16 protein-coding genes are annotated in these 26,710 nt (G+C 63.0%); 11 read left to right on the plus strand and 5 right to left on the minus strand.

What is annotated here, in order from left to right:
- The first annotated feature begins 223 nt into the window (after window positions 1-223).
- From glgA to glgX, 6 genes are all read left to right on the plus strand, one after another.
- Window positions 224-1,783 carry a glycogen synthase GlgA gene (glgA, locus tag ACIQUF_RS07545; RefSeq protein ID WP_403130044.1) on the plus strand — a complete coding sequence of 520 codons (1,560 nt, stop codon included), beginning with the start codon at window positions 224-226 and terminating at the stop codon, window positions 1,781-1,783.
- A gap of 14 nt (window positions 1,784-1,797) precedes the next feature.
- Window positions 1,798-3,540 (plus strand): malto-oligosyltrehalose trehalohydrolase, encoded by a 1,743-nt coding sequence (treZ, locus tag ACIQUF_RS07550; RefSeq protein ID WP_403130047.1) that lies wholly within the window; start codon window positions 1,798-1,800, stop codon window positions 3,538-3,540.
- Complete coding sequence (gene malQ, locus ACIQUF_RS07555) at window positions 3,537-5,606, plus strand: 4-alpha-glucanotransferase (protein WP_403130049.1); 2,070 nt, start codon at window positions 3,537-3,539, stop codon at window positions 5,604-5,606. The genes treZ and malQ overlap by 4 nt, the downstream gene beginning before the upstream one ends.
- Entirely contained in the window at window positions 5,603-8,377 is a 2,775-nt protein-coding gene (locus ACIQUF_RS07560; protein WP_403130052.1) for a malto-oligosyltrehalose synthase, read from the plus strand. Before malQ ends, ACIQUF_RS07560 begins: the two co-directional genes overlap by 4 nt.
- A 14-nt stretch (window positions 8,378-8,391) precedes the next feature.
- The gene (locus ACIQUF_RS07565; protein ID WP_403130055.1) at window positions 8,392-8,658 is read left to right on the plus strand and encodes a DUF2934 domain-containing protein; all 267 of its coding nucleotides are present in this window, start codon (window positions 8,392-8,394) and stop codon (window positions 8,656-8,658) included.
- Between the two features lie 134 nt (window positions 8,659-8,792).
- Window positions 8,793-10,946, plus strand: coding sequence for a glycogen debranching protein GlgX (gene glgX, locus ACIQUF_RS07570; RefSeq protein WP_403130058.1), 2,154 nt, complete (start codon window positions 8,793-8,795; stop codon window positions 10,944-10,946).
- A gap of 54 nt (window positions 10,947-11,000) precedes the next feature.
- Here the strand turns inward: glgX and ACIQUF_RS07575 are convergent, their stop codons facing one another.
- Entirely contained in the window at window positions 11,001-11,870 is an 870-nt protein-coding gene (locus ACIQUF_RS07575) for a hypothetical protein (protein ID WP_403130061.1), read from the minus strand.
- A 514-nt stretch (window positions 11,871-12,384) separates the two neighbouring features.
- Here ACIQUF_RS07575 and ACIQUF_RS07580 point away from each other — a divergent pair.
- A complete protein-coding gene (locus ACIQUF_RS07580) occupies window positions 12,385-13,461 on the plus strand; it encodes an autotransporter domain-containing protein (RefSeq protein WP_403130064.1) in 1,077 nt (358 codons plus the stop codon).
- A 38-nt stretch (window positions 13,462-13,499) separates the two neighbouring features.
- Here the strand turns inward: ACIQUF_RS07580 and glgB are convergent, their stop codons facing one another.
- The 3 genes from glgB to ACIQUF_RS07595 form a co-directional block, all read right to left on the minus strand.
- Entirely contained in the window at window positions 13,500-15,710 is a 2,211-nt protein-coding gene (glgB, locus tag ACIQUF_RS07585; protein WP_403130067.1) for a 1,4-alpha-glucan branching protein GlgB, read from the minus strand.
- Complete coding sequence (treS, locus tag ACIQUF_RS07590; protein WP_403130070.1) at window positions 15,710-19,027, minus strand: maltose alpha-D-glucosyltransferase; 3,318 nt, start codon at window positions 19,025-19,027, stop codon at window positions 15,710-15,712. The genes glgB and treS overlap by 1 nt, the downstream gene beginning before the upstream one ends.
- Before the next feature lie 126 nt (window positions 19,028-19,153).
- The gene (locus ACIQUF_RS07595) at window positions 19,154-21,172 is read right to left on the minus strand and encodes an alpha-1,4-glucan--maltose-1-phosphate maltosyltransferase (RefSeq protein WP_403130073.1); all 2,019 of its coding nucleotides are present in this window, start codon (window positions 21,170-21,172) and stop codon (window positions 19,154-19,156) included.
- A gap of 139 nt (window positions 21,173-21,311) precedes the next feature.
- On the opposite strand from ACIQUF_RS07595, the gene ACIQUF_RS07600 reads away from it, so the two are divergent.
- Both ACIQUF_RS07600 and ACIQUF_RS07605 read left to right on the plus strand, forming a co-directional pair.
- Window positions 21,312-21,473: a hypothetical protein gene (locus ACIQUF_RS07600; protein WP_162838450.1), complete on the plus strand. Its 162-nt coding sequence runs from the start codon at window positions 21,312-21,314 to the stop codon at window positions 21,471-21,473.
- A gap of 264 nt (window positions 21,474-21,737) precedes the next feature.
- Window positions 21,738-21,986, plus strand: coding sequence for an acyl carrier protein (locus ACIQUF_RS07605; protein ID WP_403130077.1), 249 nt, complete (start codon window positions 21,738-21,740; stop codon window positions 21,984-21,986).
- Window positions 21,987-22,043: 57 nt separating this feature from the next.
- Here the strand turns inward: ACIQUF_RS07605 and ACIQUF_RS07610 are convergent, their stop codons facing one another.
- The gene (locus ACIQUF_RS07610) at window positions 22,044-23,720 is read right to left on the minus strand and encodes an AMP-binding protein (RefSeq protein WP_403130080.1); all 1,677 of its coding nucleotides are present in this window, start codon (window positions 23,718-23,720) and stop codon (window positions 22,044-22,046) included.
- A 198-nt stretch (window positions 23,721-23,918) separates the two neighbouring features.
- On the opposite strand from ACIQUF_RS07610, the gene ACIQUF_RS07615 reads away from it, so the two are divergent.
- Window positions 23,919-25,082 (plus strand): isovaleryl-CoA dehydrogenase, encoded by a 1,164-nt coding sequence (locus ACIQUF_RS07615; protein ID WP_400794189.1) that lies wholly within the window; start codon window positions 23,919-23,921, stop codon window positions 25,080-25,082.
- A gap of 19 nt (window positions 25,083-25,101) precedes the next feature.
- A complete protein-coding gene (locus ACIQUF_RS07620; protein WP_403130083.1) occupies window positions 25,102-26,709 on the plus strand; it encodes a carboxyl transferase domain-containing protein in 1,608 nt (535 codons plus the stop codon).
- The last annotated feature ends 1 nt before the right edge of the window (window position 26,710 follow it).

Genomic DNA, 26,710 nt, shown 5'->3' on the forward strand with positions numbered 1-26,710 from the left:
GGCGGGTCAGCAACTAAGTAGGCCAATTGTAACGGGACTTTCCGCGCTACGGCCTGCCACCCCAACCAGTTCATTCGCCTTCGGCCGGAATGCCGATCGCGCCGTGCCCGTGCGCACGACCCTGGGGCAAGGACCGCACTACCAAGTGACGTATCAGAGAAAGCCAACACGATAGAGAGCAACGGGTGCCAGCACCCGGCCACACATAGGGACGGAGAGAAGTATGATCAGTGCCGCTGTCGAACCTCACGTAGATTCATTCAAACCGGAAAACCGCGAACCGCTCACCCCGGAGTTCGCAACGACAGCCAAGGCACCCGGCGCTCAGCGCCAGCACAACCCGAACAAGCGCAAGATCCTGTTCGTCACCTCGGAAATCGCCGACCTGGTCAAGACCGGCGGCTTGGGCGACGTATCTGCCGCGCTGCCAAGGGCGCTGGCGCACCTGCACGATGTTCGCGTGCTGATCCCCGGCTACAGCCAGGTAATGGAAAGCGACAACCCCATTCACATCGTCGGCGAACTCGGTGGCCACGCCGCCCTGCCGCCATGCAAGATCGGCCGCATGGACATGGCCGACGGCCTGGTCATCTATGTTCTGATCTGCCCCGAGCTGTACCAGCGCGATGGCACTCCCTATGGTGCCAACAACGGGCGCGACTGGCCTGACAACCACATCCGCTTCGCTCGCCTGGGCCTGGCCGCCGCCGAAATTGCAGCGGGCGAAGGCAAGATTCACTGGAAACCCGAAGTGGTCCACGCGCACGACTGGCCGGCCGGCCTGGCGCCTGCCTACATGCACTGGCGCGGTTTGAATACGCCGACCTTATTCACCATCCACAACCTGGCCTATCAGGGCGTTTACAGCCGTGCCTGCAGCCCGGAACTGGCGATCCCTGACCATGCCATGCAACAGGAAGGCATGGAGTTCTACGGCAAGCTGTCGTTCCTCAAGGCAGGCTTGGCCTACTCCAGCCATATCACCACGGTCAGCGCCACCTACGCCCGCGAAATCACCACCCCGGAATTCGGCTGCGGCCTGGATGGTTTTCTCGCCAGCAAGGCTCAGCAAGGCCTGCTCGGTGGCATCCCCAATGGCATCGACGAAAGCTGGGACTCGGCCACCGACCAGCACTTGCAGCACAACTTCAGCATCAATGACTGGGACGGCAAGGCACGCAATGCCGAGGAAGTCCGCCGCCTGTTCGAGCTGGAGCCGTCTGAAGGCCCCCTGTTCGCGGTTGTTTCGCGGCTGGTCTTCCAGAAAGGCCTGGACCTGACCCTGGCCGTGGCCGACTACATCGTCGAACAGGGTGGGCAGATCGCAATCATCGGCCGTGGCGAGCCTGAAGAAGAACAGGCCATGAGCGAGCTGGCGGTGCGCCACCCCGGCCGCATCGGTGTACGCATCGGCTTCAACGAAACCGACGCCCGACGCATGTTCGCTGGTAGCGACTTCCTGCTGATGCCGTCGCGCTACGAGCCCTGCGGCCTGAGCCAGATGTACGCGCAGCGCTTCGGTTCGCTGCCCGTGGCGCGCAACACCGGCGGGCTGGCCGACACCATCGAGAACGGCGTTACGGGCTTCCTGTTCGACGAGTCCACGGCAGACAGCTACCGCGAGGCGCTCAGCCGAGCCTTCTATGTCTACGGCAAGAAGAATCTGCTCAACGCCATGCGCTGCCTGTCGATGACCCAGCCGTTCAACTGGTGCCAGGCGGTCGAGCCCTATGCGCGCCTTTATGAGGACTTGGTCAAGCAGGCACAACTCAGCCACTACTGAGCAGGGGGTGGAAGATGCACAGACATGGCGCACACCTGCTGGACGCCACGTCGGCGCGCTTCGCCCTGTGGGCGCCGGATGCGCGCAACGTGAGCCTGGAACTGGAGCAGCAGCCGCCAATCGAGCTGCTGCCCGACGACAACGGTTGGTACACGGGGGTTGCCCCGTGCCAGGCCGGTGACCGTTATCGCTACCATATCGACGGCGAGCTGCGAGTGGCCGACCCGGCCTCGCGCTTTCAGCCCGAAGGGGTGCAGGGCCCGAGCCAGGTGGTGGACACCCAGGCCTATGCCTGGCAGCACCCCTGGCAAGGCCGCCCCTGGCACGAAGCGGTCATTCAGGAGATGCACGTCGGCGTGCTCGAAGGCTACCCCGGGGTTGCCCGACACCTGCCGCGCCTGGCAGAGCTTGGCATCAGCGCCATCGAGCTGATGCCCCTCGGGCAATTCCCCGGCGAACGCAACTGGGGCTACGACGGCGTGCTGCCCTACGCACCGCAGCACAACTACGGCAGCCCCGAACAACTGTGCGCGCTGGTCGACAACGCCCACGGCCAGGGGCTGATGGTGCTGGTGGATGTGGTCTACAACCACTTTGGCCCGGACGGCAACTACCTGCACCAATACGCCAGCCCGTTCTTTCGCCAGGACCGGCAGACCCCCTGGGGCGCCGCCATCGACTTTCGCCGTGCCGAAGTGCGCGAATACTTCATCCAGAACGCCCTGATGTGGCTATGCGACTACCGCTGCGACGGCCTGCGCCTGGATGCCGTGCACGCCATCGACCAGCCCGATTTCCTGATCGAACTGGCACAGCGAGTACGCGCTGCGGTGGAGCCTGGCAGGCAGGTTTGGTTGGTGCTGGAAAACGAACACAACCAGGCCTCGTTGCTCGAACAGGGCTTCGACGCGCAATGGAACGATGACGGCCACAACGCCCTGCACGTGCTGCTCACCGGTGAAACCGAGGGTTACTATGCCGACTACCAGGCGCAGCCCATCGACAAGCTGGCCCGCTGCCTGTCGGAGGGCTTCGTGTTCCAGGGCCAGGCCAACCGCCACGGCACGCCACGCGGCGAACCCAGCGGACACCTTGAACCCAGCGCGTTTGTGCTGTTCCTGCAGAACCACGACCAGATCGGCAACCGCGCGCTGGGTGAGCGCTTGACCCGGCTCTGCCCGCCCGCAGCCCTGCGCGCGGCGACCGGCCTGTTGCTGCTGTCGCCGATGATCCCGCTGCTGTTCATGGGCGACGACGATGGCAGTTGCCGACCCTTTCTGTTCTTCACCGATTTCCACGACGAGCTGGCCGACGCTGTGCGCGAAGGCCGGCGCGGCGAGTTCGCCCACTTCACCGCGTTCGCCGACCCCGAACAGCGCGCACACATTCCCGACCCCAACGCCGAACAGACCTTCGAGGCTTCTCGACCGCAGCGCCAGGAAGTCATCGCCGGCTGGCACGGCCTCTACCAGCAACTGCTCGACCTGCGCCAGCGCCATGTCATCCCGCACCTGCCCGGCAGCCGCGCGCTCGGCGCACAGGTGCTTGGCGAAAAAGCTTTGACCGCACGCTGGCGCCTGGGCGACGGCAACACCTTGCGCATCGACCTGAACCTCGCGGCCACGCCGCAGCCGGTCGAACTGCCCGCTGCCGAACACCGCCTGTTCGACTGCAGCGACACCACGCACCCCGACACCGCGCTGTCTGCCTACAGCTGCGTGGTCAGCCTGCTTGCACCCGGCCAGGAGAGCCCATGAGCGAAACCGCACTGCACCGACTGGCCGCCCGCGTCGGGCTGGCCCGCGACTGGATCGACGCCAACAATCGTCCACAGCAGGTAAGCGATGAAGTACTGCGCAAAGTCCTCGAAGGCCTGGGCCATCCGGCCGCCGATGACAGCGCCATCGACAGCAGCCTGCGCGCCGTAGAGCGAGCGGATGACAGTGAGCACCTGCCGCCGCTGCTGACCGCTGACCTCGGCGAACCCTTGCCCCTCGCGCGCTACTTCACGGCAGGCAACACCGCGCACTGCACGCTGGAAGACAACACTAAGCTCACGCTGACGCTTGACTCCCAGGCGCGTCTGCCCGGTGAGATACCCATCGGCTACCATCAGGTCAACGTCGACGGCCGCACCTTCACCCTGGCCGTGGCCCCCGCGCGCTGCCATAGCCTGGAGGACGCAGTCGAACAACCACCACCACGCTGCTGGGGCCTTGCGATACAGCTCTACAGCCTGCGCCGCCCAGGCGATGGTGGCTACGGCGATTGCCTGGCCCTTGAGCAGTTGGCCCGCATCGCCGCCGAACGCGGCGCCGATGCCCTGGCGATCAGCCCGATCCACGCACTTTCAGCTATCGACCAGCAACACTACAGCCCCTATTCACCCTCCAGCCGCCTGCTGCTCAACACCCTGTACGCCAGCCCTGCTGCCCTGCTCGGCGAGCGCGCGGTGCGTATGGCCATTGAAACCTGCGGACTGGAGCAGGCGCTTGAAGACCTGGAACAACGCTCACTGGTCGACTGGCCACGGGCCGCCGATACCCGCCTGCGCCTGCTCGAAGCGCTGTACCAGGACTTCAGCCAGGGCGATCACCCGCTGCGCAAGGATTTCGACAGCTTCCGCCAGGCCGGTGGCCAGGCCCTGGAACACCACTGTCGCTTCGAAGTGCTGCAAGCCCAAGCCGTGGAGCATGGTCTGGGTGCCGACTGGCGCACCTGGCCAAGCGCCTGGCACGACCCTTACCACCCGGAAGTCGAAGCCTTTGCCAGCGCCTATCCAGCCAAGGTCGAGTTCCACGCCTTTTGCCAGTGGCTCACCGAGCGCGGCCTGCAGCGCGCCCAGGAAGCCGCACGCGGCAATGGCATGGCGGTCGGCCTGATCGCCGACCTGGCCGTCGGCGCCGACGGTGCCGGCAGCCAGGCCTGGAGCCGCCAGGACGAACTGCTGGCCGACCTCAAAGTCGGCGCCCCGCCCGATATCCTCAACCGCTCAGGCCAGGACTGGGGCATCTGCGCCTTTTCCCCCGAAGGCCTCAAGCGCAACGGTTACCGCGCCTTCATCGAAATGCTGCGGGCGAACCTGGCGCACGCCGGCGGCCTGCGCATCGACCATGTCATGGGCCTGCGTCGGCTTTGGCTGATCCCCCGCGGCAGCAAGCCCAGCGAAGGCGCCTACCTGCACTACCCGCTGGAGGACCTGCTGCGCCTGTTGGCCCTGGAGTCGGTGCGCCACCAGGCGATCATTCTTGGCGAAGACCTCGGCACCGTGCCCGAAGGCCTGCGCGAACAGCTGGCCGACAAGGCCGTGCTGGGCATGCGCGTGCTGCCCTTCGAACAGACCCAGCCCGGCCATTTCAAGCCGATCCTCGACTGGCCGGACAACGCCCTGGCCACCACCGGCACCCACGATCTGGCGCCCCTGGCCGGTTGGCTGCAGAGCCGCGACATCGACTGGAGCCAGCGCCTGCAGTTGATCGACGCCGACGCCGAAAAGCATTGGCGCCAGACCCGCCTGCAAGAAAGTGCCGGTCTGCGCCGCATTCTTGAAGCCAACTACGGCCCGCAGAAGGATAACGACCACGTGATCGATGCCGCCATTCGCTACGTCGGCCACACCCGCGCACCGCTGGTGCTGATCCCGCTCGAAGACCTGCTTGGCAGCGACGAGCAACCCAACCTGCCCGGTACCACCGAAGGCCACCCGAACTGGCGTCGGCGCTTCGCCACCCCGGTGCGCGACCTGCTCGACGACGAGGACGCCGCACGCCGCCTGGAGCTGTTGGCCCAGGCCCGCGAACAAGCCTGGGAGCGTGACCGATGAAGCCGTTGACCGCGACCCTGCGCCTGCAATTTCACAGCGACTTCACCCTCGATCACGCTGTGCCACTGGTGCCCTACTTCGCCCAATTGGGCATCAGCCACTTGTATGCCTCACCGATCCTCAAGGCCCGCGCCGGCTCACGTCATGGTTACGATGTAGTCGACCCGACCCAGGTCAACCCGGAACTTGGGGGCGAAGCGGCGCTGGAACGGCTTGTCGCCGCGTTGCGTCAGCATGGCATGGGCATGATTCTCGACACCGTGTCCAACCACATGGCGGTCGGTGGCGCCGACAACCCCTGGTGGCAAAGCCTGCTGGCGTGGGGGCGACGTAGCCCGTACGCGGAGTTCTTCGACATCCAGTGGCATTCCAGCGACCCGCTGCTGGCCGGTCAACTGTTGCTGCCTTTCCTCGGCAGCGACTACGGCGCCGCCCTGAAAAACGGCGACATCCCGTTGCAGTTCGACAAGCAGCACGGCGTATTGCAGGTTGCCCACTACGATCATCGCTTTCCGATCTGCCCGATCGACTACGGCTGGATCCTGTCCTTCAGCACCGAGCCGGCCCTGAAGTACCTGGCCGAGCACTTCACGGCGCTGAGCGATGCGGCTGATCCATTGGCCGCCGCCGTCGAACTACAGCGCGAACTGGCGCGACTGGTGACCGATGGCGCCGATCTGCAGTCGGCACTGGTGGCCTTCGACAGCCGCAGCGAAAACGGCTTCAAACGCCTGCACCTGCTGCTCGAACGCCAGACCTACCGCCTGGCCAGTTGGCGTACCGCCGCCGACGACATCAACTGGCGGCGCTTTTTCGACATCAACGAGCTGGGCGGCCTGCGGGTGGAACGCTCGGTGGTGTTCGAGGCTACCCACGCCAAGCTGTTCGAGCTGATCGAGCGTGGCCTGGTGGACGGCCTGCGCATCGACCATATCGACGGCCTGGCGGATCCACGCGGCTACTGCCGCAAGCTACGCCGACGGGTTGAAAGCCTGCTCGCCAAGCGGCCGCTGAATGCCGCCTTGGAGCACTTCCCCATCTATGTGGAGAAGATCCTTGGCCTCGACGAGCACCTGCATCGCGATTGGCTTACGGACGGCACCACCGGCTACGAGTTCATGAACCAGGTCTCGCTGTTGCAGCACGATCCGGCCGGCGAAGCGCCGCTCACCGAGTTGTGGGCCAACGTCAGCGAGCGCCCCGACTTCCCCGAGGAGGTGCGCCAGGCCCGCCACCTGGTGCTCAATGCCAGCCTGGCGGGTGATTGCGAGTCGGTGGCCCAGGCGCTGCTGCAGGTCGCCCGCGACGACCTGATGACCCGCGACCTGACCCTCGGCGCGATCCGCCGGGCCTTGCAGGCATTGGTTGCGCACTACCCGGTGTACCGCACTTACTTCAACGCCTGCGGGCGCCCGGCCGAGGATGAGACATTCTTCCAGCAGGCCCTGGCCAATGCTCGCCAGGACCTTGGCGAAGCCGACTGGCCGCTGCTCGACCAGCTGGGACAATGGCTCGGCGGCCAACCTTGGCGCACGCTGCCGCCCGGCCGGCCACGCAAGCACCTGCGCCATGCCTGCGTACGCTTCCAGCAGCTCACCGCACCCAGCGCCGCCAAAGCCGTGGAAGATACCGCGTTCTACCGCTCGGCGCGGCTGCTGTCGCGCAACGACGTCGGCTTCGAGGCAGAGCGTTTCAGTGCCGGCCCCGAGCACTTCCATAACGAATCCCAGCGTCGCCTGCGCGACTTCCCCGACAACCTGCTCGCCACTGCCACCCACGACCACAAGCGCGGCGAGGATACCCGCGCTCGGCTGGCCGTGCTGAGCGAGCGCGGCCCTTGGTTCTCCAGCCGCGTGGAGCATTGGCGCGAGTTGGCCGCCCCCTTGCGCGAGCAACTGGACGATGGCCCAGCGCCCAGCCCAGGCGACGAGATGCTGCTGTTGCAGACGCTGTTGGGCAGCTGGCCGCTGGCGCTTGACCTGCATGACGACAATGCGCTGCAACGGTACGCCGAACGCATCCGCCAGTGGCAACAAAAAGCCCTTCGCGAAGCCAAGCTGCGCAGCAGCTGGAGCGCGCCGAACGAGGCCTACGAGGCCGCCTGCGCCGCCTATGTCGATGGCCTGCTGCTTGATCGAGAAAACCAACAGTTGCGCCAGTCACTGGCCGATGCCGCGCAGCTGATCGCCTGCCCCGGCGCACTCAACGGCCTGGTTCAGACCCTGCTGCGCTGTACCGTACCCGGCGTTCCCGACCTGTACCAGGGCAACGAGTACTGGGATTTCAGCCTGGTCGACCCGGACAACCGCTGCGCCGTGGACTACGCTTGCAGGCGTCGCACCTTGGACGACGCAACGCCCGCCGCAGAGCTGCTCGCGCATTGGCGCGACGGCCGCATCAAGCAAGCCTTGCTGGCTCGAGTGCTGGACTGCCGCCAGGCTCACGCCGAGCTGTTCCGGCGCGGCGCCTACCTGCCACTGACCGTGCAGGGCAAGCATGCCGACAAGGTGCTGGCGTTCGCCCGGCTGGGTGAAGAACACCGCGCCATCGTCGTCGCCCCACGCCTGGCCAGCGGCCTGCTGGGCGGCGCTGCCATACCGTTGATCCCGGCACAGAACTGGGACGACACCCGGGTAATTCTGCCGTTTGCCGTGTCACCTGCCAACGCGATGGGACTTTTCCCCAGTGCGGTGGTCAGCCCTTCAAAGGAGCTGATGTTGAGCGCCGTGCTGGCAGAGTTTCCGGTCAATGTGTTGATACAACAATCTTGAGCATCAGGAGCGTCATGATGAGTGTCGATGAGAAGCGTATTCGCGAATTTGCCTACCAGATCTGGGAGTCGGAGGGTAAGCCTGCTGGAGAGGAGGAACGCCATTGGGACATGGCCCGCAAGCTGGCAGAAGCCGAAGCGCTGGCTCCCAAAGCCGCACCGCGCAAGAAGGCTACTGCCAAGCCAAAGGCTCCTGCTGAGCCCAAGGCGGCAGCGTTGCCGGGGGTAAAACCGGCGGCGGCGAAGAAGCCCAAGGCAGTGAAAAAGCCTGCTGCAGGTTGAGCCTGTTCCGGCCTCTTCGCGGGCAAGCCCGCTCCCACAAGTCCTCCACCGGTCCCTGTGGGAGCGGGCTTGCCCGCGAAGAGGCCATTCCAGTCACACCGCTTCCCCTTCCCCAAGGCCATCCGAGGACCGCCATGAGCCCCCGCACCCCTAAGAAAACCCGCTCCATCGCCCCATCCCGCCTGCGCGAGGGCATGCCCTTCCCGCTCGGCGCCACCTGGGATGGCCTGGGGGTCAACTTCGCCCTGTTCTCGGCCAACGCCACCAAAGTCGAGCTGTGTCTGTTCGACTCCACCGGCGAGCAGGAACTCGAACGCATCGAGCTGCCCGAATACACCGACGAGATCTACCACGGCTACCTGCCCGACGCCCATCCCGGGCTGGTCTACGGCTACCGCGTCTACGGCCCCTACGAGCCGGAGAACGGCCACCGCTTCAACCCCAACAAACTCTTGATCGACCCCTACGCCAAGCAGCTGGTCGGCAGCCTGAAATGGTCCGAGGCGTTGTTCGGCTACACCATCGGCCACCCCGACGGCGACCTCTCATTCGATGAGCGCGACAGCGCGCCGTTCGTGCCCAAGTGCAAAGTCATCGACCCCGCGTTCACCTGGGGCCGCGACCAGCGCGTGCAGATCCCCTGGGAGCGCACGATCATCTACGAAGCCCATGCCCGCGGCATCAGCATGCGCCACCCGGCGGTGCCAGAAGAATTGCGCGGCACCTTCGCCGGCCTGGCCAACGACGAGCTGCTCAAGCACATCAAGGACCTGGGCGTTTCGAGCATCGAGCTGCTGCCGATCCACGCCTTCGTCAATGACCAGCACCTGCTGGACAAGGGTCTGAACAATTACTGGGGCTACAACAGCATCGCCTTCTTCGCTCCGCACCCGCGCTACCTTGCCAGCGGCAAGATCGCCGAGTTCAAGGAGATGGTCGCGCACCTGCACGACGCAGGCCTGGAAGTGATTCTCGACGTGGTCTACAACCACACCGCCGAAGGCAACGAGCGTGGCCCGACGCTGTCCATGCGCGGCATCGACAACGCCTCGTACTACCGGCTGATGCCCGATGACAAGCGCTTCTACATCAACGATTCCGGCACCGGCAACACCCTCGACCTTAGCCACCCCTGCGTGCTGCAGCTGGTAACCGACTCGCTGCGCTATTGGGCCGGCGAGATGCACGTGGACGGCTTCCGCTTCGACCTGGCGACCATTCTCGGCCGCTACCACGACGGCTACAGCGAACGCCACGGCTTCCTTGTCGCCTGCCGTCAGGACCCGATGCTCAGCCAGGTAAAACTGATCGCCGAGCCCTGGGACTGCGGCCCCGGCGGCTATCAGGTGGGCAATTTCGCGCCGGGCTGGGCGGAGTGGAACGATCGCTTCCGCGACACGGCGCGGGCATTCTGGAAAGGCGACGAAGGCCAGCTGGCCGACTTCGCCTCGCGCATGACCGCTTCGGGCGACATGTTCAACAACCGGGGTCGACGCCCCTACTCTTCAGTCAATTTCATTACCGCGCACGACGGCTTCACCCTGCGCGATCTGGTGTCGTACAACAGCAAGCACAACGAAGACAACGACGAGAACAACCAGGACGGCACCGACAACAACCTGTCGTGGAACTGCGGCGTCGAAGGCCCCACCGACGACCCCGAAATCAACGCCCTGCGCATGCGCCAGATGCGCAATTACTTCGCCACCCTACTTTTCGCACAGGGCACACCAATGATCGTCGCCGGTGACGAGTTCAGCCGCACCCAGCATGGCAACAACAACGCCTATTGCCAGGACAGCGAGATCGGGTGGATCAATTGGGACTTGGACGAGGATGGCAAAGACCTGCTGGCCTTCGTCAAGCGCCTGACCCGCCTGCGCCTGGCCTACCCGGTGCTACGCCGCTCACGCTTCCTGGTCGGTGATTACAACGAAGCGATCGGGGTCAAGGACGTTACCTGGCTGGCGCCCGATGGCAGCGAGATGAGCGTGGAGCAGTGGGAGGATCCGCATGGACGCTGTCTGGGGATGCTGATCGATGGCCGGGCGCAGGTCAGTGGTATTGCTCGGCCCGGCTCTGAGGCGACGGTACTGCTTATCGTGAATGCACATCACGATGTGGTGCCGTTCTTGTTGCCTAGCGTACCGGAGGGCGATTACTGGAGCTGCCTGGTCGATACTGACCGACCGGAATTGCGCAAGGGGCAGCATTTACGGTTTGAGAGTACGTTCGAGGCCAAAGGGCGCTCCTTTGTGCTGATGGTTTTGCAGCGGGAAGAAGAGTGACTTGAACTGCATCGGCAGACTACCACTGGCCGGTGCAGTCTTCGGGCCTGCAGGTCACGCAGAAATCCGCTCCACCTCATATTGTGCAAGTTCTGCTGGGCTAGGCCATTCATTAGAAATGTGGATGGTCAAGCGTTTGAGAATATCCAACTGCTTTATTGCCATCTCATACTGCTCAATGGCTTTCCATTCGGGAATCCACCACACCCCACGTATGGGGTGATCGCTCACTTTCAAGGCGAGTTGCGGCTCGCTAGGTGGATCGGTAATAAGTTTTCGGAACCGATGAAGCACAGCATGCTCTTTAAATGCATTGGCAACGTCGTTATTTAGCATTTTAATCATGAGCTCGGCGTCGCGCACACCCACCTCCAGTTTCTGCCCCAGCTCAGACTTGGTCAAATGGGTTGCGTCCGAAATTGATTTTAGAGTTTTAAACCCCCACATGAACGGAATCTTCATTGGAAGCTTGTCCTCACCAGCAAGCTCCAAGCCTTTTGTAACAAACTTGTCACCAATCCAATCCCCTCCCTTATCCTCCCCTTTATCAAGCCAGTACTGTTTATGTTTATATTCTTCAAAAAAACCCTGACAATTTTTCTGGATATTCTTTGCCAGATTTGTGTCCGGTACTATGTTAACTTTCGGCAACACAGACTCTACTGCGGACTTTCCCAGCTCTCCCCCCACAAATGAGCCCACTACCGGCATGGTAGCCGAACCTGCTGCGCTCCCGGCCAGGCTGGAAGCCGTTGTTATAGATTTTCTTCCAACCGCGGCCACGACTTGACAAGTAACCGCAAGGCGCTTGCATTTCAGGAACGACACAACATCTGCTCTACAATCTTGCAATATTTCGCGAGCTTCTTTGATTGCATGGTACTTTTTGTATACACCCTTTATACCCGTATTTTTTTGGGGCATCGCTTGACTCCTCACTAAGGCTGCACCGGTGGAAACATGCTTAAGGAGGTATCATTGTCTTTTTTCTCGGCTTAGTAAGCCGCTGTTTTCTGGCACCCTTGAGTGAAAATTCGCAGTGCTTTCCACGACCTAGACACGCCCCATATCCACGCGTACAACCTCAACGCACCGGCAAATAAGCCACAAACTTTTTAGCAATTATTCGACATAGCAAGTCAGTGGCAAATCGCGATCGCCACTATGACACAGCGGTTTCATAACAATATCAATGACTTAACCCAGCGCACACACCCGCCTTTTTCATGGAACACTTTCTTGACGCAACCGCTTACCTCTCCTTAGCTAAACATTACCTAGTCGTAAAAACCTCGCGCCGGGCCTCTAGCTCGCGCCTTCGTGCATGCCTGCGAAAGCGGGTGTGCCGGGTTGGGTCGCCCTCTGTTTTTGCCGTACAGCTCGTGACGACAGGCCAGGTCCTTGGGCTGTACCTCACAAAAACAAAAGGAGATCCGCCATGAAAAACACCTCGAATCCCTTGCGCTTCGACCGTATTTTCTACGCGGTTTCCACGTCGATGCTTCTGGCAACCCCGGTGGAAACCTTCGCCTTCGAATTGCAGGATGACCCTGCATCGCCCCTGTTCCTGCAGCAACCCGCGATACCACAGCTGTCGCTTGAACCGGTCAGCGCCAGCGGTTTGAGCCTGGGTACGCTGACGGCTTTCAGCGACAAGATGGGAGAGCGCCATGGCCAGTCGGCGCCTGATCTGATGACCAGCCAATGGACGCAATTTTTCCCGGGCACGGCGCGGCCTGGGGCGCAGGCACCCGAGCAACTGGAAGCCCCCAGCCAGCAACTGATAATCGGCCCGGACTTGTTCGTGCGTGAAACCGGCGACGGCAATGTGCACCGCGCGGGGATTTTCGTCGGTCACAACAACCTGCAAAGCAGCTTGAGTGGCAGCCGCCCATTGCTCGGCGACAAGCAGCGCAATGCGGTCAACCTCAGCGGCGAGAGCCTGGGGGTGTACTGGAGCATGACCCATGAACAGGGCTGGCATGTGGATGCCGTGGCCATGGGTTCGCGCATCGACGTGCTGGGCCGTGGCGAGAGCGGTCAGCGGCTGGATGAGAGCGGCCACGCGATGACCTTTTCCGTGGAAGGTGGCTACCCGATCCAGTTGGGCGGCAGCTGGGTGATCGAACCGCAGGCGCAGTTGATCAACCAACAGTTCTTCCCCGGCAACCAGGTGCAGGAAGAGACCCTGCAGGCATTCGACAGCCAACCCACCTGGAGCGGCCGGGTCGGCGCCAAGTTGTCCGGGCGCTACGAAGTGCGGGGGATGCCGATCGAGCCCTACGTGCGGACCAACGTCTGGTATGACTTCAGCAATGCCGATGAGGTGAAGCTGGATCAGGTCGACAAGATTTCCGGTTCGCGGTACTCGACCACAGTGGAGTTGGGCTTGGGGCTGGTGGCCAGAGTCACACCTTCCGTGGCGTTGTTCGTCAGTGCCGATTACAGCAGTGATGTGGATGACAATGATCTGAATGGCCTGATTGGCAGCCTGGGTGTGCGGATGCGCTGGTAGTCAGTGCCGGCCGCGAAGAGGCCGGCACTGACATCGGATCAGGCCGGCTTCATCACCAGAACCCCAAGCGGGGGCAGGTTCAAAGCCAGCGACAACGGCTGCCCATGACTGGCAATGTCATCACTTTCCACCGCCCCCAAATTGCCCACATTCGACCCGGCATACAGCTCGGCATCGCTGTTGAGCAACTCCTGCCAGCGTTCACCGAACGGCACACCAATCCGATACCCTTCACGCGGCACCGGGGTGAAGTTGGCCACCACCAACAGTGGCTCTCCCTCGCTGCTCCAGCGCAGCCAGGCATACACGCTGTTGTGCGCATCGTCGCCGATCAGCCACTGGAAGCCCTGCGGCTGGCAGTCCTGCTCGTGCAGTGCCGGCAGGTCGCGGTACAGCCGGTTGAGGTCACTGACCAGCTTTTGCACGCCCTGGTGCTCGGGGTACTGCAACAGGTACCAGTCCAGCTGGTGGTCATGGTTCCACTCACGCCACTGGCCAAATTCGCAGCCCATGAACAGCAGCTTCTTGCCGGGGTGGGTCCACATGAAGGTCAGGTAGGCGCGCAGGTTGGCAAACTTTTGCCAGCGGTCGCCGGGCATCTTGTCGATCAGCGAGTGCTTGCCGTGCACCACTTCGTCGTGGGAGATCGGCAGGATGAAATGCTCGGAGTAGGCATAGATCAGGCCGAAGCTCATTTCGTTGTGGTGGTGGGCGCGGTGCACCGGGTCGTTCTGGATGTAGTGCAAGGTGTCGTGCATCCAGCCCATGTTCCACTTGTAGGCAAAGCCCAGTCCGCCTTGCTGGGTGGGCTGGCTGACGCCTGGCCAGGCGGTGGATTCTTCGGCGATGATCAGCGCGCCCGGGGCTTCATGGGCGGCTACGCCGTTGAGGTGGCGGATGAAGTCGATGGCTTCGAGGTTCTCACGCCCGCCGTGGCGGTTGGGCACCCATTCGCCGGCCTTGCGCGAATAGTCGCGGTACAGCATGGAAGCCACCGCATCGACGCGCAGACCATCGATATGGAAGTGCTTCAGCCAGTGCAGCGCCGAGGCCATCATGAAACCGCGCACTTCGTTACGGCCCAGGTTATAGATCAGCGTGTTCCAGTCCTGGTGGAAGCCTTCCAGCGGGTTGTCGTACTCATACAGCGCAGTGCCGTCGAAGCGTGCCAATCCATGTTCGTCCGTGGGGAAATGCGCGGGCACCCAGTCGAGGATTACCCCGATACCGCCCTGGTGGCAGGCGTCGATGAACGCGGCGAAATCTTCTGGCGTGCCATAACGCGAGGTGGGCGCGAACATCGACAATGGCTGGTAGCCCCATGAGCCGCCGAACGGGTGCTCCATGATCGGCAGCAGTTCGATGTGGGTGAAGTTGAGCTGTTGCACATAGGGCACCAGGCGCTCGGCCAGTTCCCGCCAGTTGTAGAAGCGCGACACTTCGCCAAGGTCATCCAGCTCGCACTGCCAGGAGCCTGGGTGCAGTTCGTAGATCGACAGCGGCGCGCTATAGGCGTGGCGCTGGGCGCGGTGTTCCATCCAGTCGTGGTCGTGCCACTCGTGGTTCAACGCGCTTGCCACCTTGGACGCCGTGCTTGGCGGCAGCTCGGTGGCGCGTGCCAGCGGGTCGGCCTTGAGCGGCAGGATGCCATCTTTGCCCAGCACCTCGAACTTGTAGGTTTCCCCCACGCCCAGGCGTGGCACGAACAGTTCCCACACCCCGGCGCTGTGGCGCAGGCGCATCGGGTGACGACGGCCGTCCCAGTTGTTGAAATCGCCCACTACCGAGACCCGCCGTGCATTCGGCGCCCATACCGAGAAGCACACGCCATCGACGCCGTCGACCTGGGTCGGCTGCGCACCGAAGCGCCCGGATAGGTCACGGTGGTTGCCTTCGGCAAACAGGTGCAGGTCCATGTCGCCCAGTTGCGGGCCGAAGCTGTATGGATCTTCGGTCACCTGCTCACCACCGGCCCAGCCGATCTGCAGCAGGTACGGTTGCGCCTCACTCAGGTGCGCGGTGAACAGGCCAGGCAGGCTGCCCTGCTCCATTTCGGCCAGTACCCGCCCATCATGCCGAGCCAGGATGCGCACATTCAAGGCAGACGGCAGGAAGGCGCGAACCCATTGGCCGCCCGCGCCATCGCCATGGGGGCCAAGCACTGCAAATGGATCGGCGTGCTCGGCGCGGGCAAGGGCATCGAGCTCCCGCTGCCGAAGGCCACCGGTGTCACGCGTGGTTGCATTCATTACGACTCTCCCCAGGTACTGATCAGTCCATGCAGGCCATGCAAAGGCACGGCCAGCCAACTCGGCCGGTTTTCGGCTTCATAGGTAATCTCGTAGGCGGCTTTTTCCAGGCAGAACAGTTCCAGCGCGGCGCGTTCGCCCTCGGCCTGTTGCCAGGCATGGGGCATGGCGGCGGTGGCCAGGCCGTAGGCTTCGACAAAGGCATGACGCGACTGGTGCAGGTACTGCCGGGCGACCCGCTGACGAGCCTGCCGTGCTGCCTCGGAAAGGTCTACTGCCGAGGCGCTACGCAGGATCATCGCAGCAGCATAGTCGAAGGATCGCAATACGCCGCTGACATCCTTGTAAGGGCTGTGTTTGGCCCGACGCTCGTCCAGCGGGCGCGACGGCTCGCCTTCGAAATCGATGAGGTAGGCATCGCCCTGCACCACCAACACCTGGCCCAGGTGCAGGTCGCCGTGCACGCGCATCAGCAGCCCGCCTTGGGCTTGCTGAGCGAGGTTGGCGATGTGCTGGGTGAGGCCTTCGCGTTGCTGCTGCAGATCGTCGACCAGGGCCTGGCTGTCGCTATCCAGGTTGTCGCGGTGCTGGGCCAGCAGGTCTAGGGCATGGCTGAGTTCGGCGCTGATCTGGCGGGCCCAGCGCTCGCTGTCCTCGCCTTCGCTGGCCCGTGGCTGGAACGCGGCATCCTCGGTGGGGGCCGCGAGCAGCAGGTGCATCTCACCCAGGCGCTGGCCGAGCAAGGCGGCAAAGCCGTTGAGCTCGGCCAGCGCGTCGGTGTGCGCTTCGCCGTCGGTGCTGGCCGGTTCCATCTCGTCGCGGATCGCCCGTTCCAATGTGTTCTGAGTCCAGGCCCAGGCATCGCCCTGGTTGCTCAAGTAGCCCTGGGCGATCATCAGCAGGTGCGGTGCGTCGGCCTCGTCCACCCGGCTGACCCAGGCCAGCAATGGCGAGATATTGGTGAAGCCGGCGGCGGTGAGGTAGGCGCTCATTTCCAGTTCTGGGTGGATGCCCGGATTGACCCGGCGAATCAGCTTGAGCACCACGCGGTCAGCGATCACCACTGAACTGTTGGATTGCTCGGCGCTCAGGTAACGCACTTCGCTGTCGTCGTCCAGCCCCAGCTTGGCCAACTGGTCGGTGCACTTGAACTGCAACTCGCCCTGGTCGTTACCACAGGGCAAGCGAAGGCCGTCCTGGCAGGCGCGCAGCACAGCCCGAATGAACGGTTCGAGCACAAAGGCATCGGTGATCAGGCCCACCTGGCTGCCACGGCGAACCCGAGAAAGCGCCAACTGTTGCGGCAAGGCGGTGGTGATGTGTTCCTCGGGCAGGAAGCCGAATGGCAGCTGGTATTGAGTGGCCAGGCCGTCGCCGAGCACTTCGATTTCGCTGAGCAACACCGGAGTAGTGGCCGTGGCCAAACGTACGCCATAGCGCAGGCGCACCTGGTCGATCGGCCCTTCCTTGCCGGCGAACCAGCGGCGCTTGGGCAGGTATTGCGGCAGGATCGCGTCCTGCAAGGTGTCGTTGGAAGGCGCTTCGAGCAGCTCTTCCATGCGTTTGCGCAGCACCAATGTAGTCAATTCTGGCAACCCCTCGGTAGGTTGAACGTGCCAGCTGGGCATTCGGTCGTGCGCGGCCAGCAGGAACCAGTAGAAGGCATAGGGTGGCAAGGTCAGCAGGAACGGCAGCTGGCCGATCGGCGGGAAGGCGCTGCCGCCGAGCATTTCCACCGGTACTTTATCGGCGTATTGCGACAGCTCCAGCTCCGCCGCCTGCGCGGCGCGGGAGACATTGGCAACGCAGAGGATAACTTCGCTGTTGCCCTCGGCATCGGTGTATTCGCGGATGTACGCCAGGATCCGCCGGTTGCTCGGCGTGAGCGTGCGCAAGGTGCCGCGGCCAAAAGCCTTTTGCTGGTTGCGCACCGCCAGCAGGCGGCGGTTCCAATTCAGCAGCGAATGCGGGTCGTGCGACTGCGCCTCGACGTTGACCGTCTGATAGCCGTACAGCGGGTCCATGATCGGCGGCAGTACCAGGCGCTGCGGGTCGGCCTTGGAGAAGCCGCCGTTGCGGTCGGGCGACCATTGCATGGGCGTGCGCACGCCATCGCGGTCGCCCAGGTAGATGTTGTCGCCCATGCCCAGTTCGTCGCCGTAGTACAAGGTTGGTGTGCCCGGCATCGACAGCAGCAGGCTGGTGAGCAGCTCGATGCGCCGGCGGTCGCGTTGCAGCAGCGGCGCCAGGCGGCGGCGGATGCCGAGGTTGATCCGCGCGCGGCGGTCTTCGGCGTAGTAGTTCCACAGGTAGTCGCGCTCGCGGTCGGTGACCATCTCCAGGGTCAGCTCATCGTGGTTGCGCAGGAAGATCGCCCACTGGCAGTTGGCCGGAATTTCCGGGGTCTGGCGCAGGATGTCGGTGATCGGGAAGCGGTCTTCCATGGCCAGGGCCATGTACATGCGCGGCATCAGCGGGAAGTGAAACGCCATGTGGCACTCGTCACCCTCCCCCTCGCCAAAGTACGGGCGGGTGTCTTCGGGCCATTGATTGGCCTCGGCCAGCAGCATACGGTCGGGGTAGTTGGCGTCGATTTCGGCGCGGATCGCCTTGAGTACCTGGTGGGTTTCCGGAAGGTTCTCGTTGTTGGTGCCGTCGCGTTCGATCAGGTACGGGATGGCGTCCAGGCGCAGGCCATCGACACCCAGGTCGAGCCAGAAGCGCATCACCCCGATCACCGCCTTGAGCACCTGCGGGTTGTCGAAGTTGAGGTCCGGCTGATGCGAGTAGAAGCGGTGCCAGAAGTACTGGCCGGCGACCGGGTCCCAGGTCCAGTTGGACTTCTCGGTGTCGAGGAAAATGATCCGCGTGCCGTCGTACTTCTGGTCGTCATCCGACCAAACGTAGAAGTCCCGCGCCTTGCTGCCGCGCTTGGCCAGGCGGGCACGCTGGAACCACGGGTGCTGGTCGGAGGTGTGATTGATGACCAGCTCGGTGATCACCCGCAGGCCCCGTTTGTGCGCTTCGGCGATGAAACGACGGGCGTCGGCCAAGCTGCCGTAGTCGGGGTGCACGGCTTTGTATTCGCCGATGTCGTAGCCATCGTCGCGCCGGGGCGAGGGGTAGAACGGCAGCAGCCAGAGCGTGTTGACGCCCAGTTCGGCGATGTAGTCGAGTTTGCTGATCAGGCCGGCGAAATCACCGATGCCGTCGTTGTTGGCATCGAAGAACGACTTGATGTGCAGCTGGTAGATCACCGCGTCCTTGTACCACAGCGGGTCGTCGATGAAGGCTGCCGGGCGGGAACGCTTGGCCATGTGCGACTCCTTTCAATTGCTGGTCCCCGTAGGAGCGGATTCATCCGCGATCACCGGCGAAGCCGGTGCCATGCACCGAGGTGGTTGCTTCGCGGATGAATCCGCTCCTACAGAGTTGTGTGTCGCCTAGCGGGCTTTCTCTATTCGCCAGATACCGAACGGCTGATGCCACGGCTCGATGCGCATCCACTGGGTCTTGCCGTGCCAGGTCCAGCGGTGGCCGTTCATCAGGTCTTCGCCAAGGGTATCGGCGTCGTCGTCCAGGCCCAGCTCCCACAGCGGCAGCTCGAAACTCGCCTCCTGGGCGTTGTGCGGGTCGAGGCTGATCGCCACCAGGATGTAGTTGTCGCGTTCAGGCGTACGCTTGGCGAAATACAGGATGTTGTCGTTCCAGCAATTGAAGAACGCCACGCCCAGGTGCGTCTGCAAGGCACGATTCTGCCGGCGGATGCGATTGAGCTGGGCAATCTCGGCAATGATGTTGCCGGGCTGGGTAAAGTCGCGGGGGCGGATCTCGTACTTCTCCGAGTCCAGATATTCTTCCTTGCCCGGCAACGGCGTGCCCTCGCACAGCTCGAAGCCCGAATACATGCCCCACAGCCCCGACCCCATGGTCGCCAGTGCGGCGCGGATGAGGAACCCGGCACGGCCCGAGGTGTGCAGGAAGAACGGGTTGATGTCTGGCGTGTTGACGAAGAAGTTGGGCCGGTAGCACTGGCTCCACGGTGGCTGATTGAGTTCTTCGAAGTATTCGCGCAGCTCTTTCTTGGTATTGCGCCAGGTGAAGTAGGTATAGCTCTGCGCATAACCGACCTTGCCCAGGCGCGCCATCATCGCCGGCTTGGTGAAGGCCTCGGCGAGAAAGATCACCTCCGGGTACTGGCTGCGCACGTTGGCGATCAGCCATTGCCAGAACGGCAGCGGCTTGGTGTGCGGGTTGTCGACGCGGAAGGTTTTCACGCCCTCCTCGACCCAGCCCACCACCACATCACGCAGAGCCAGCCACAACGACGGCACGGCGTCTGCGGCATAGAAGTCGACGTTGACGATGTCCTGGTATTTTTTCGGCGGGTTCTCGGCATAGCGAATCGTGCCGTCCGGGCGCCAGCTGAACCAGCCGGGGTGCTCCTTGAGCCAGGGGTGGTCCTGGGAGCACTGGATGGCGAAGTCCAGCGCGATTTCCAGACCATGCTCGGCGGCGGCGGCGACCAGGCGACGGAAGTCATCACGCGTGCCCAACTCAGGGTGAATGGCGTCATGCCCGCCTTCAGGGCTGCCGATGGCGTAGGGGCTACCGGGGTCGCCGGGCTCGGCCTGCAAGGCATTGTTACGGCCCTTGCGAAACTGCTTGCCGATCGGATGAATGGGCGGGAAATACAGCACATCGAAGCCCATGTCACGGATCATCGGCAGGCGCTCGTGGACGTCGTTGAAGGTGCCATGGCGTTCGGGGCTATCGGTAATCGAGCGTGGGAACAGCTCGTACCAGCTGGCGAATTGCGCGGCCGGGCGGTCAACGTCGAGGGGGAATTCGCTGCTGCGAGTGAGATAGCTGCGATGCTCCGCTTCGGTCATCAGCCGCGTGGCTTCGGTGCCCAACAGCAGCGCCACTTGATCATCTTGAGACAGTTCCGGCAGCTGAGCCTGCAGAGCCTCGATCTGCTCGCGCAGTGCGCCCTCGCTGCGCTCGGCCCCCTTGCCCAGCATCAGGCGACCCTCTTCAAGCTCAAGCTTAATCTCAACGCCAGCGTGGTACTTCTTCTCGAGGTCGTGGCAATAGGTAGCGAACGGGTCGATCCAGGCCTCGATGCTGAACAGGTGCAGCCCCAGTTCGGTCGGGGTGAATTCGGCAAGCCACAGGTCATTGCCCGGCGAGTGCATCGGCACGCAGTGCCAACGCCGGCTGTTGGCCTGACGCCAGTTGAGCATCACCGCCAGGCGGTCGTGGCCGTCGCTGTAGACCTTGCTGCTGACCGCCACCGGCTGGCCGCTGATGGCCTTGGCGGCGAAGGTGCCACCGTCGAGCACGGGGCTGCTGTCCTCGATGACGATACGCGGCGCCAATAGCGCCTGGGACAGGCTGATTGCCTGGTCCGGGTGGTCGTTGGCCATCGGTACGCTTTCGAAGGGCTCGTTACGCGACATCGGTCCAGGCTCCCTGTTGGCATTGGCGGTAAGGGTTCAGAGCCATCGGCCACGCAGGGGGTTCAAAAAAAATGAGCAAACGGCGCAGCCACGTATCAAAGCCTGCACCACCCTCTCATTTACCCCGCGAGGTCAGGCCATGAACATTCCCATTCCACCGGAGACACCCGACCCGAACATCGACGACCCCAGCCTGCCGCCGCCCGTGCCGGAAGAAGACCCGGACGAGCTGCCGATCAAGCCGACCATGCCGCCGACGGTGGGTGATCCGCCGAGTCAGGAGCCACCGGTGAAGGCCTAAGGATAGACGAGGCTACTGGTATTTCTGCCAGTAGCGGTCTGGTCGGTTGTGGCGATGAGGTGAGGCTCAAGTAGAAACCGGAGCCTCACCTCTTAATAATGCCATGAATGTTTTGATACTAATAAGAGAGGAGCAGCAGCACTTTAGCTATATAGCGTTCCAACCCTCCCGCGAGAATCGATATTTGCAACTGACATTTTTAACAGTTTATAAACACTCAATTTGACGGTATACATAACGCTCACCGCAAACTGAGGCACCAACATGAGCGACAACCTGAGCGACATCGAGAATAGAGCAAAAAAAATCATTATCGAAATCCTTAACATAGAAGACAAAGAAATAAATGCAACAGCATCCTTCACCAAGGACTTGGGAGCTGATGAACTTGAGGCTGCAGAGTTGATACTGGAATTTGAAAAACAATTTGAAATTACCATCCCTGAAAATGACCAAGAAAACCTTACAACCCTAGGAAATGTAATAGCCTACATAATAAAGCACGCGAAGTAATGAATTTCCCGACATCAGCCCCTACAGAACAGGCCTGGAGACAGGCCTGTTTTTCTATTATCTAGTTTTAGTAAATAGCTCGATACTCGCTTCTCTCATCCGAAACTTCTGCACCTTGCCCGTCACTGTCATCGGGAATTCTTCAACGAAATTTAGATACCTCGGCACTTTGAAGTGCGCGATGCGCGCCTTGCACCAACCTTGCAACTCTTCGGCCGTGGCTCTGTGCCCGGGATGCAATTTGATCCAGGCGACGATCTCTTCGCCATATCGGCTGCACGGAATGCCCACCACTTGAGCATCGGCCACCGCCGGGTGGGTGTGGAAGAACTCCTCCAGCTCGCGTGGATAGATGTTCTCGCCACCGCGAATGATCATGTCCTTGTTACGCCCAACGATACGCACATAGCCTTCATCATCCATTACCGCCAGGTCGCCGGTGTGCATCCATCCGGCCGGGTCGATGGCGTCATGGGTGGCCTGCAGGTTATCCCAATAACCGAGCATCACGCTGTAACCACGGGTGCACAGCTCTCCGATCTCGCCACGGGCGACGATGCAGCCATCGGCGTCCACCAGCTTGGTTTCAAGCTGGGGCTGAGTGCGGCCGACTGTGGTTACGCGCAGTTCCAATTCGTCGTCTGGGCCAGTCTGCAGCGACACCGGGCTTGTTTCGGTCATGCCGTAGGCGATCTGCACTTCGGCCATGTGCATTTGGTCGATGACCCGGCGCATCACCTCGATCGGGCAGGTGGCGCCGGCCATGATGCCGCTGCGCAGGGTCGAGAGGTCCAGCTGCTGGCGTGACGGGTGGTCGAGCATGGCGATGAACATGGTCGGCACGCCGTAGAGAATACTGGCGCGCTCTTCGGCAACGGCGCGCAGGGTGAGCTCGGCGTCAAAGGCGTCGTTGGGGTAGATCATGGTGCTGGCGTGGGTGATGCAGCCGAGGTTGGCCATGACCATGCCGAAGCAGTGGTACAGCGGTACCGGGATCACCATTCGGTCGGTGCAGCTCAGGCCCAGGCTCTCGCCGACCATGAAACCGTTGTTGAGGATGTTGTAGTGGCTGAGCGTGGCGCCTTTGGGCGCGCCGGTGGTGCCGGAGGTGTATTGGATGTTCACCGGCTGGTCGAAGTGCAGGCTGCTCTGGCGCGCTGTGTAGGCCTCGACGGGGGTCTGCGCTGCCCGCTCGGCCAAGGCGTGCCAGGGCAGGAAGCCGAGTGGCGGCTGGGTAGACAGGCTGATCACTCCGCGCAGCTCTGGCAGGCGCTCGCTAGCGAGATCGCCCAACGCTGCGGTCGCCAGCTCTGCCACCAGTTCCTGCACCATCGCGTGGTAATCGGACGTCTTGAAGGCGTCGGCGCACACCAGCCAACGGCAGCCGGACTGGCGCAGCACGTACTCCAGCTCGCTGACCCGATAGGCCGGGTTGATGTTCACCAGAATCGCGCCGACCTGCGCACTGGCCAATTGCAGAATGCACCACTGGGCGCAGTTGGGCGCCCAGATGCCGACCCGCTCGCCGGTAGTGACGCCCAGGGCCATCAAGGCGCGGGCATGGGTGTCGACCTGCTCGGCCAGCTGCTGCCAGCTATAGCGTACGCCCTGGTGGCGCACCACCAGCGCTTCGCGGTCGGGAAAACGGGCCACGGTGGCATCGAAGGCCTGGCCGATGGTCAGGGTCAGTAAAGGGTGGTCCTGACGGCCTCGGGTGTAACTGGGTTGACTCATGGGTGTCCCTTCTTGTGGTTGTTCTGGGCACGGCTGAAGCAAGCGACGAATACTCTGGCGCAGATTTACGTTTACGTAAAGGTGATGAGTAGATTGACAGTTACGAAGGCCAGGTTTACGTTAACGTAAAGGTGAAAATCACCCCGCGCCATTGAGCTAGGGTGTAACCCAATTTCAAGAACAAGAAGGTGCCTCCCCATGCATTACCCCTCCCTGAACTTCGCCCTGGGCGAAACCATCGACATGCTGCGTGACCAGGTGCGCACCTTCGTCGCCGCCGAGCTGGCGCCACGCGCCGCGCAGATCGACCACGACAACCTGTTCCCCGCCGACATGTGGCGCAAGTTTGGCGATATGGGCCTGCTTGGTATCACCGTGTCCGAGGAATACGGCGGCGCTGGCCTGGGCTACCTGGCCCATGTGGTATCGATGGAAGAGATCAGCCGCGGCTCGGCCTCGGTGGCGCTCTCCTACGGCGCCCACTCCAACCTGTGCGTCAACCAGATCAACCGCAACGGCACCCACGAGCAGAAGCTGAAATACCTGCCCAAGCTGATCAGCGGCGAGCATATCGGCGCTCTGGCCATGAGCGAACCCAACGCCGGCTCCGACGTGGTGTCAATGAAACTGCGCGCCGAAAAACGCGGTGACCGCTACGTGCTCAACGGCAGCAAGACCTGGATCACCAACGGCCCCGACGCCAACACCTACGTGATCTACGCCAAGACCGACCTGGACAAGGGCGCCCACGGCATCACTGCATTCATCGTCGAGCGCGACTGGCAAGGCTTCAGCCGCAGCAACAAGTTCGACAAGCTGGGCATGCGCGGCTCCAACACCTGCGAGCTGTTCTTCGATGACGTCGAAGTGCCGGAAGAAAACATCCTCGGCCAACTCAACGGCGGCGTGCGCGTGCTGATGAGCGGCCTCGATTACGAGCGCGTGGTCCTCTCCGGCGGCCCGACCGGCATCATGCAAAGCTGCATGGACCTGGTGGTGCCGTACATCCACGACCGCAAACAGTTCGGCCAGAGCATCGGCGAGTTCCAGCTGATCCAGGGCAAGATCGCCGACATGTACACCCAGCTCAACGCCAGCCGCGCCTACCTCTATGCCGTGGCCCAGGCCTGCGACCGTGGTGAGACCACCCGCAAGGACGCTGCCGGGGTGATCCTCTACACCGCCGAACGCGCGACGCAGATGGCCCTGGAAGCGATCCAGATTCTCGGCGGCAACGGCTACATCAACGAATTCCCGGCTGGCCGCCTGCTGCGCGACGCCAAGCTGTACGAAATCGGTGCCGGCACCAGCGAAATCCGCCGGATGCTGATCGGCCGCGAACTGTTCAACGAAACCCGCTGAGCACAAGGGACGGGCGCACATGGCTACCTTGCACACCCAGATCAACCCGCGTTCGGCGGAGTTCGCCGGCAACAGCGCGGCCATGCTCGAACAGGTCCAGGCCCTGCGCGGCCTGCTCGCCCAAGTGGCACAGGGCGGCGGGCCGAAGGCCCAGGAGCGGCACACCTCGCGTGGCAAACTGCTGCCACGCGAACGCATCAATCGCCTGCTTGATGCAGGCTCTCCCTTCCTCGAAATCGGCCAGCTGGCCGCCCATGAGGTGTACGGTGAAGACGTGCCCGCTGCGGGCGTGATCGCCGGCATCGGCCGGGTCGAAGGCGTGGAATGCATGATCGTGGCCAACGACGCCACGGTCAAAGGCGGCTCCTACTACCCGCTGACGGTGAAAAAACACCTGCGTGCGCAGACCATCGCCCTGCAGAACCGGCTGCCGTGCATCTACCTGGTGGACTCCGGCGGCGCCAACCTTCCGCGCCAGGACGAAGTGTTCCCCGACCGCGAGCACTTCGGGCGGATCTTCTTCAACCAGGCCAACATGAGCGCGCTGGGCATCCCGCAGATCGCCGTGGTCATGGGCTCGTGCACCGCGGGTGGTGCCTATGTGCCGGCGATGGCCGACGAAGCGATCATGGTCCGCCAGCAGGCGACCATCTTCCTCGCCGGCCCACCGCTGGTGAAGGCCGCCACCGGCGAGGTGGTGAGCGCCGAAGAGCTCGGCGGCGCCGATGTGCACTGCCGCACCAGCGGCGTGGCCGACCACTATGCCGACAACGACGAACACGCATTGGCCCTGGCCCGGCGCAGTGTCGCCAACCTCAACTGGCACAAGCTCGGCAAACTGCAACGCCTGGAGCCCGTCGCGCCGCTGTATGGCGCCGAAGAGCTGTATGGCGTGGTGCCGGCCGACGCCAAGCAGCCGTTCGATGTACGCGAGGTGATCGCGCGCCTGGTCGACGGCTCGGTGTTCGATGAGTTCAAGGCGCTGTTCGGCACCACCCTGGTGTGCGGCTTCGCCCATTTGCACGGCTACCCGGTGGCAATCCTGGCCAACAACGGCATCCTCTTCGCCGAAGCTGCGCAAAAAGGCGCGCATTTCATCGAGCTGGCCTGCCAGCGCGGCATTCCGCTGCTGTTCCTGCAGAACATCACTGGTTTCATGGTCGGCAAAAAGTACGAAGAAGGCGGCATCGCCAAGCACGGCGCCAAGCTGGTGACGGCGGTGGCCTGTGCCCAGGTGCCGAAGTTCACGGTGATCATCGGCGGCAGTTTCGGTGCCGGCAACTACGGCATGTGCGGCCGCGCCTACGACCCACGCTTCCTGTGGATGTGGCCCAACGCGCGGATTGGCGTGATGGGCGCCGAGCAGGCGGCCGGGGTGCTGGCGCAGGTCAAGCGCGAGCAGAGCGAACGCAGTGGCCAGGCCTTCAGCGCCGAGGATGAAGCCCGTCTCAAACAGCCGATTCTCGACCAGTACGAACACCAGGGTCACCCCTATTACTCCAGCGCCCGGCTGTGGGACGACGGTGTCATCGACCCGGCGCAAACCCGCGACGTGCTTGGCCTGGCGTTGTCCGCCGCGCTCAACGCGCCAATCGAACAGAGCCGCTTCGGCATTTTCCGGATGTGAC

It is taken from the genome of Pseudomonas sp. NPDC090233 (assembly GCF_044772285.1).
GTDB lineage: Bacteria > Pseudomonadota > Gammaproteobacteria > Pseudomonadales > Pseudomonadaceae > Aquipseudomonas.

What these genes read in the sequence shown, in the direction of transcription:
- glgA (WP_403130044.1), top strand. Translation starts at nt 224, where the DNA reads ATGATCAGTGCCGCTGTCGAACCTCACGTAGATTCATTCAAACCGGAA.
- treZ (WP_403130047.1), top strand. Translation starts at nt 1,798, where the DNA reads ATGCACAGACATGGCGCACACCTGCTGGACGCCACGTCGGCGCGCTTC.
- malQ (WP_403130049.1), top strand. Translation starts at nt 3,537, where the DNA reads ATGAGCGAAACCGCACTGCACCGACTGGCCGCCCGCGTCGGGCTGGCC.
- ACIQUF_RS07560 (WP_403130052.1), top strand. Translation starts at nt 5,603, where the DNA reads ATGAAGCCGTTGACCGCGACCCTGCGCCTGCAATTTCACAGCGACTTC.
- ACIQUF_RS07565 (WP_403130055.1), top strand. Translation starts at nt 8,392, where the DNA reads ATGATGAGTGTCGATGAGAAGCGTATTCGCGAATTTGCCTACCAGATC.
- glgX (WP_403130058.1), top strand. Translation starts at nt 8,793, where the DNA reads ATGAGCCCCCGCACCCCTAAGAAAACCCGCTCCATCGCCCCATCCCGC.
- ACIQUF_RS07575 (WP_403130061.1), bottom strand. Translation starts at nt 11,870, where the DNA reads ATGCCCCAAAAAAATACGGGTATAAAGGGTGTATACAAAAAGTACCAT.
- ACIQUF_RS07580 (WP_403130064.1), top strand. Translation starts at nt 12,385, where the DNA reads ATGAAAAACACCTCGAATCCCTTGCGCTTCGACCGTATTTTCTACGCG.
- glgB (WP_403130067.1), bottom strand. Translation starts at nt 15,710, where the DNA reads ATGAATGCAACCACGCGTGACACCGGTGGCCTTCGGCAGCGGGAGCTC.
- treS (WP_403130070.1), bottom strand. Translation starts at nt 19,027, where the DNA reads ATGGCCAAGCGTTCCCGCCCGGCAGCCTTCATCGACGACCCGCTGTGG.
- ACIQUF_RS07595 (WP_403130073.1), bottom strand. Translation starts at nt 21,172, where the DNA reads ATGTCGCGTAACGAGCCCTTCGAAAGCGTACCGATGGCCAACGACCAC.
- ACIQUF_RS07600 (WP_162838450.1), top strand. Translation starts at nt 21,312, where the DNA reads ATGAACATTCCCATTCCACCGGAGACACCCGACCCGAACATCGACGAC.
- ACIQUF_RS07605 (WP_403130077.1), top strand. Translation starts at nt 21,738, where the DNA reads ATGAGCGACAACCTGAGCGACATCGAGAATAGAGCAAAAAAAATCATT.
- ACIQUF_RS07610 (WP_403130080.1), bottom strand. Translation starts at nt 23,720, where the DNA reads ATGAGTCAACCCAGTTACACCCGAGGCCGTCAGGACCACCCTTTACTG.
- ACIQUF_RS07615 (WP_400794189.1), top strand. Translation starts at nt 23,919, where the DNA reads ATGCATTACCCCTCCCTGAACTTCGCCCTGGGCGAAACCATCGACATG.
- ACIQUF_RS07620 (WP_403130083.1), top strand. Translation starts at nt 25,102, where the DNA reads ATGGCTACCTTGCACACCCAGATCAACCCGCGTTCGGCGGAGTTCGCC.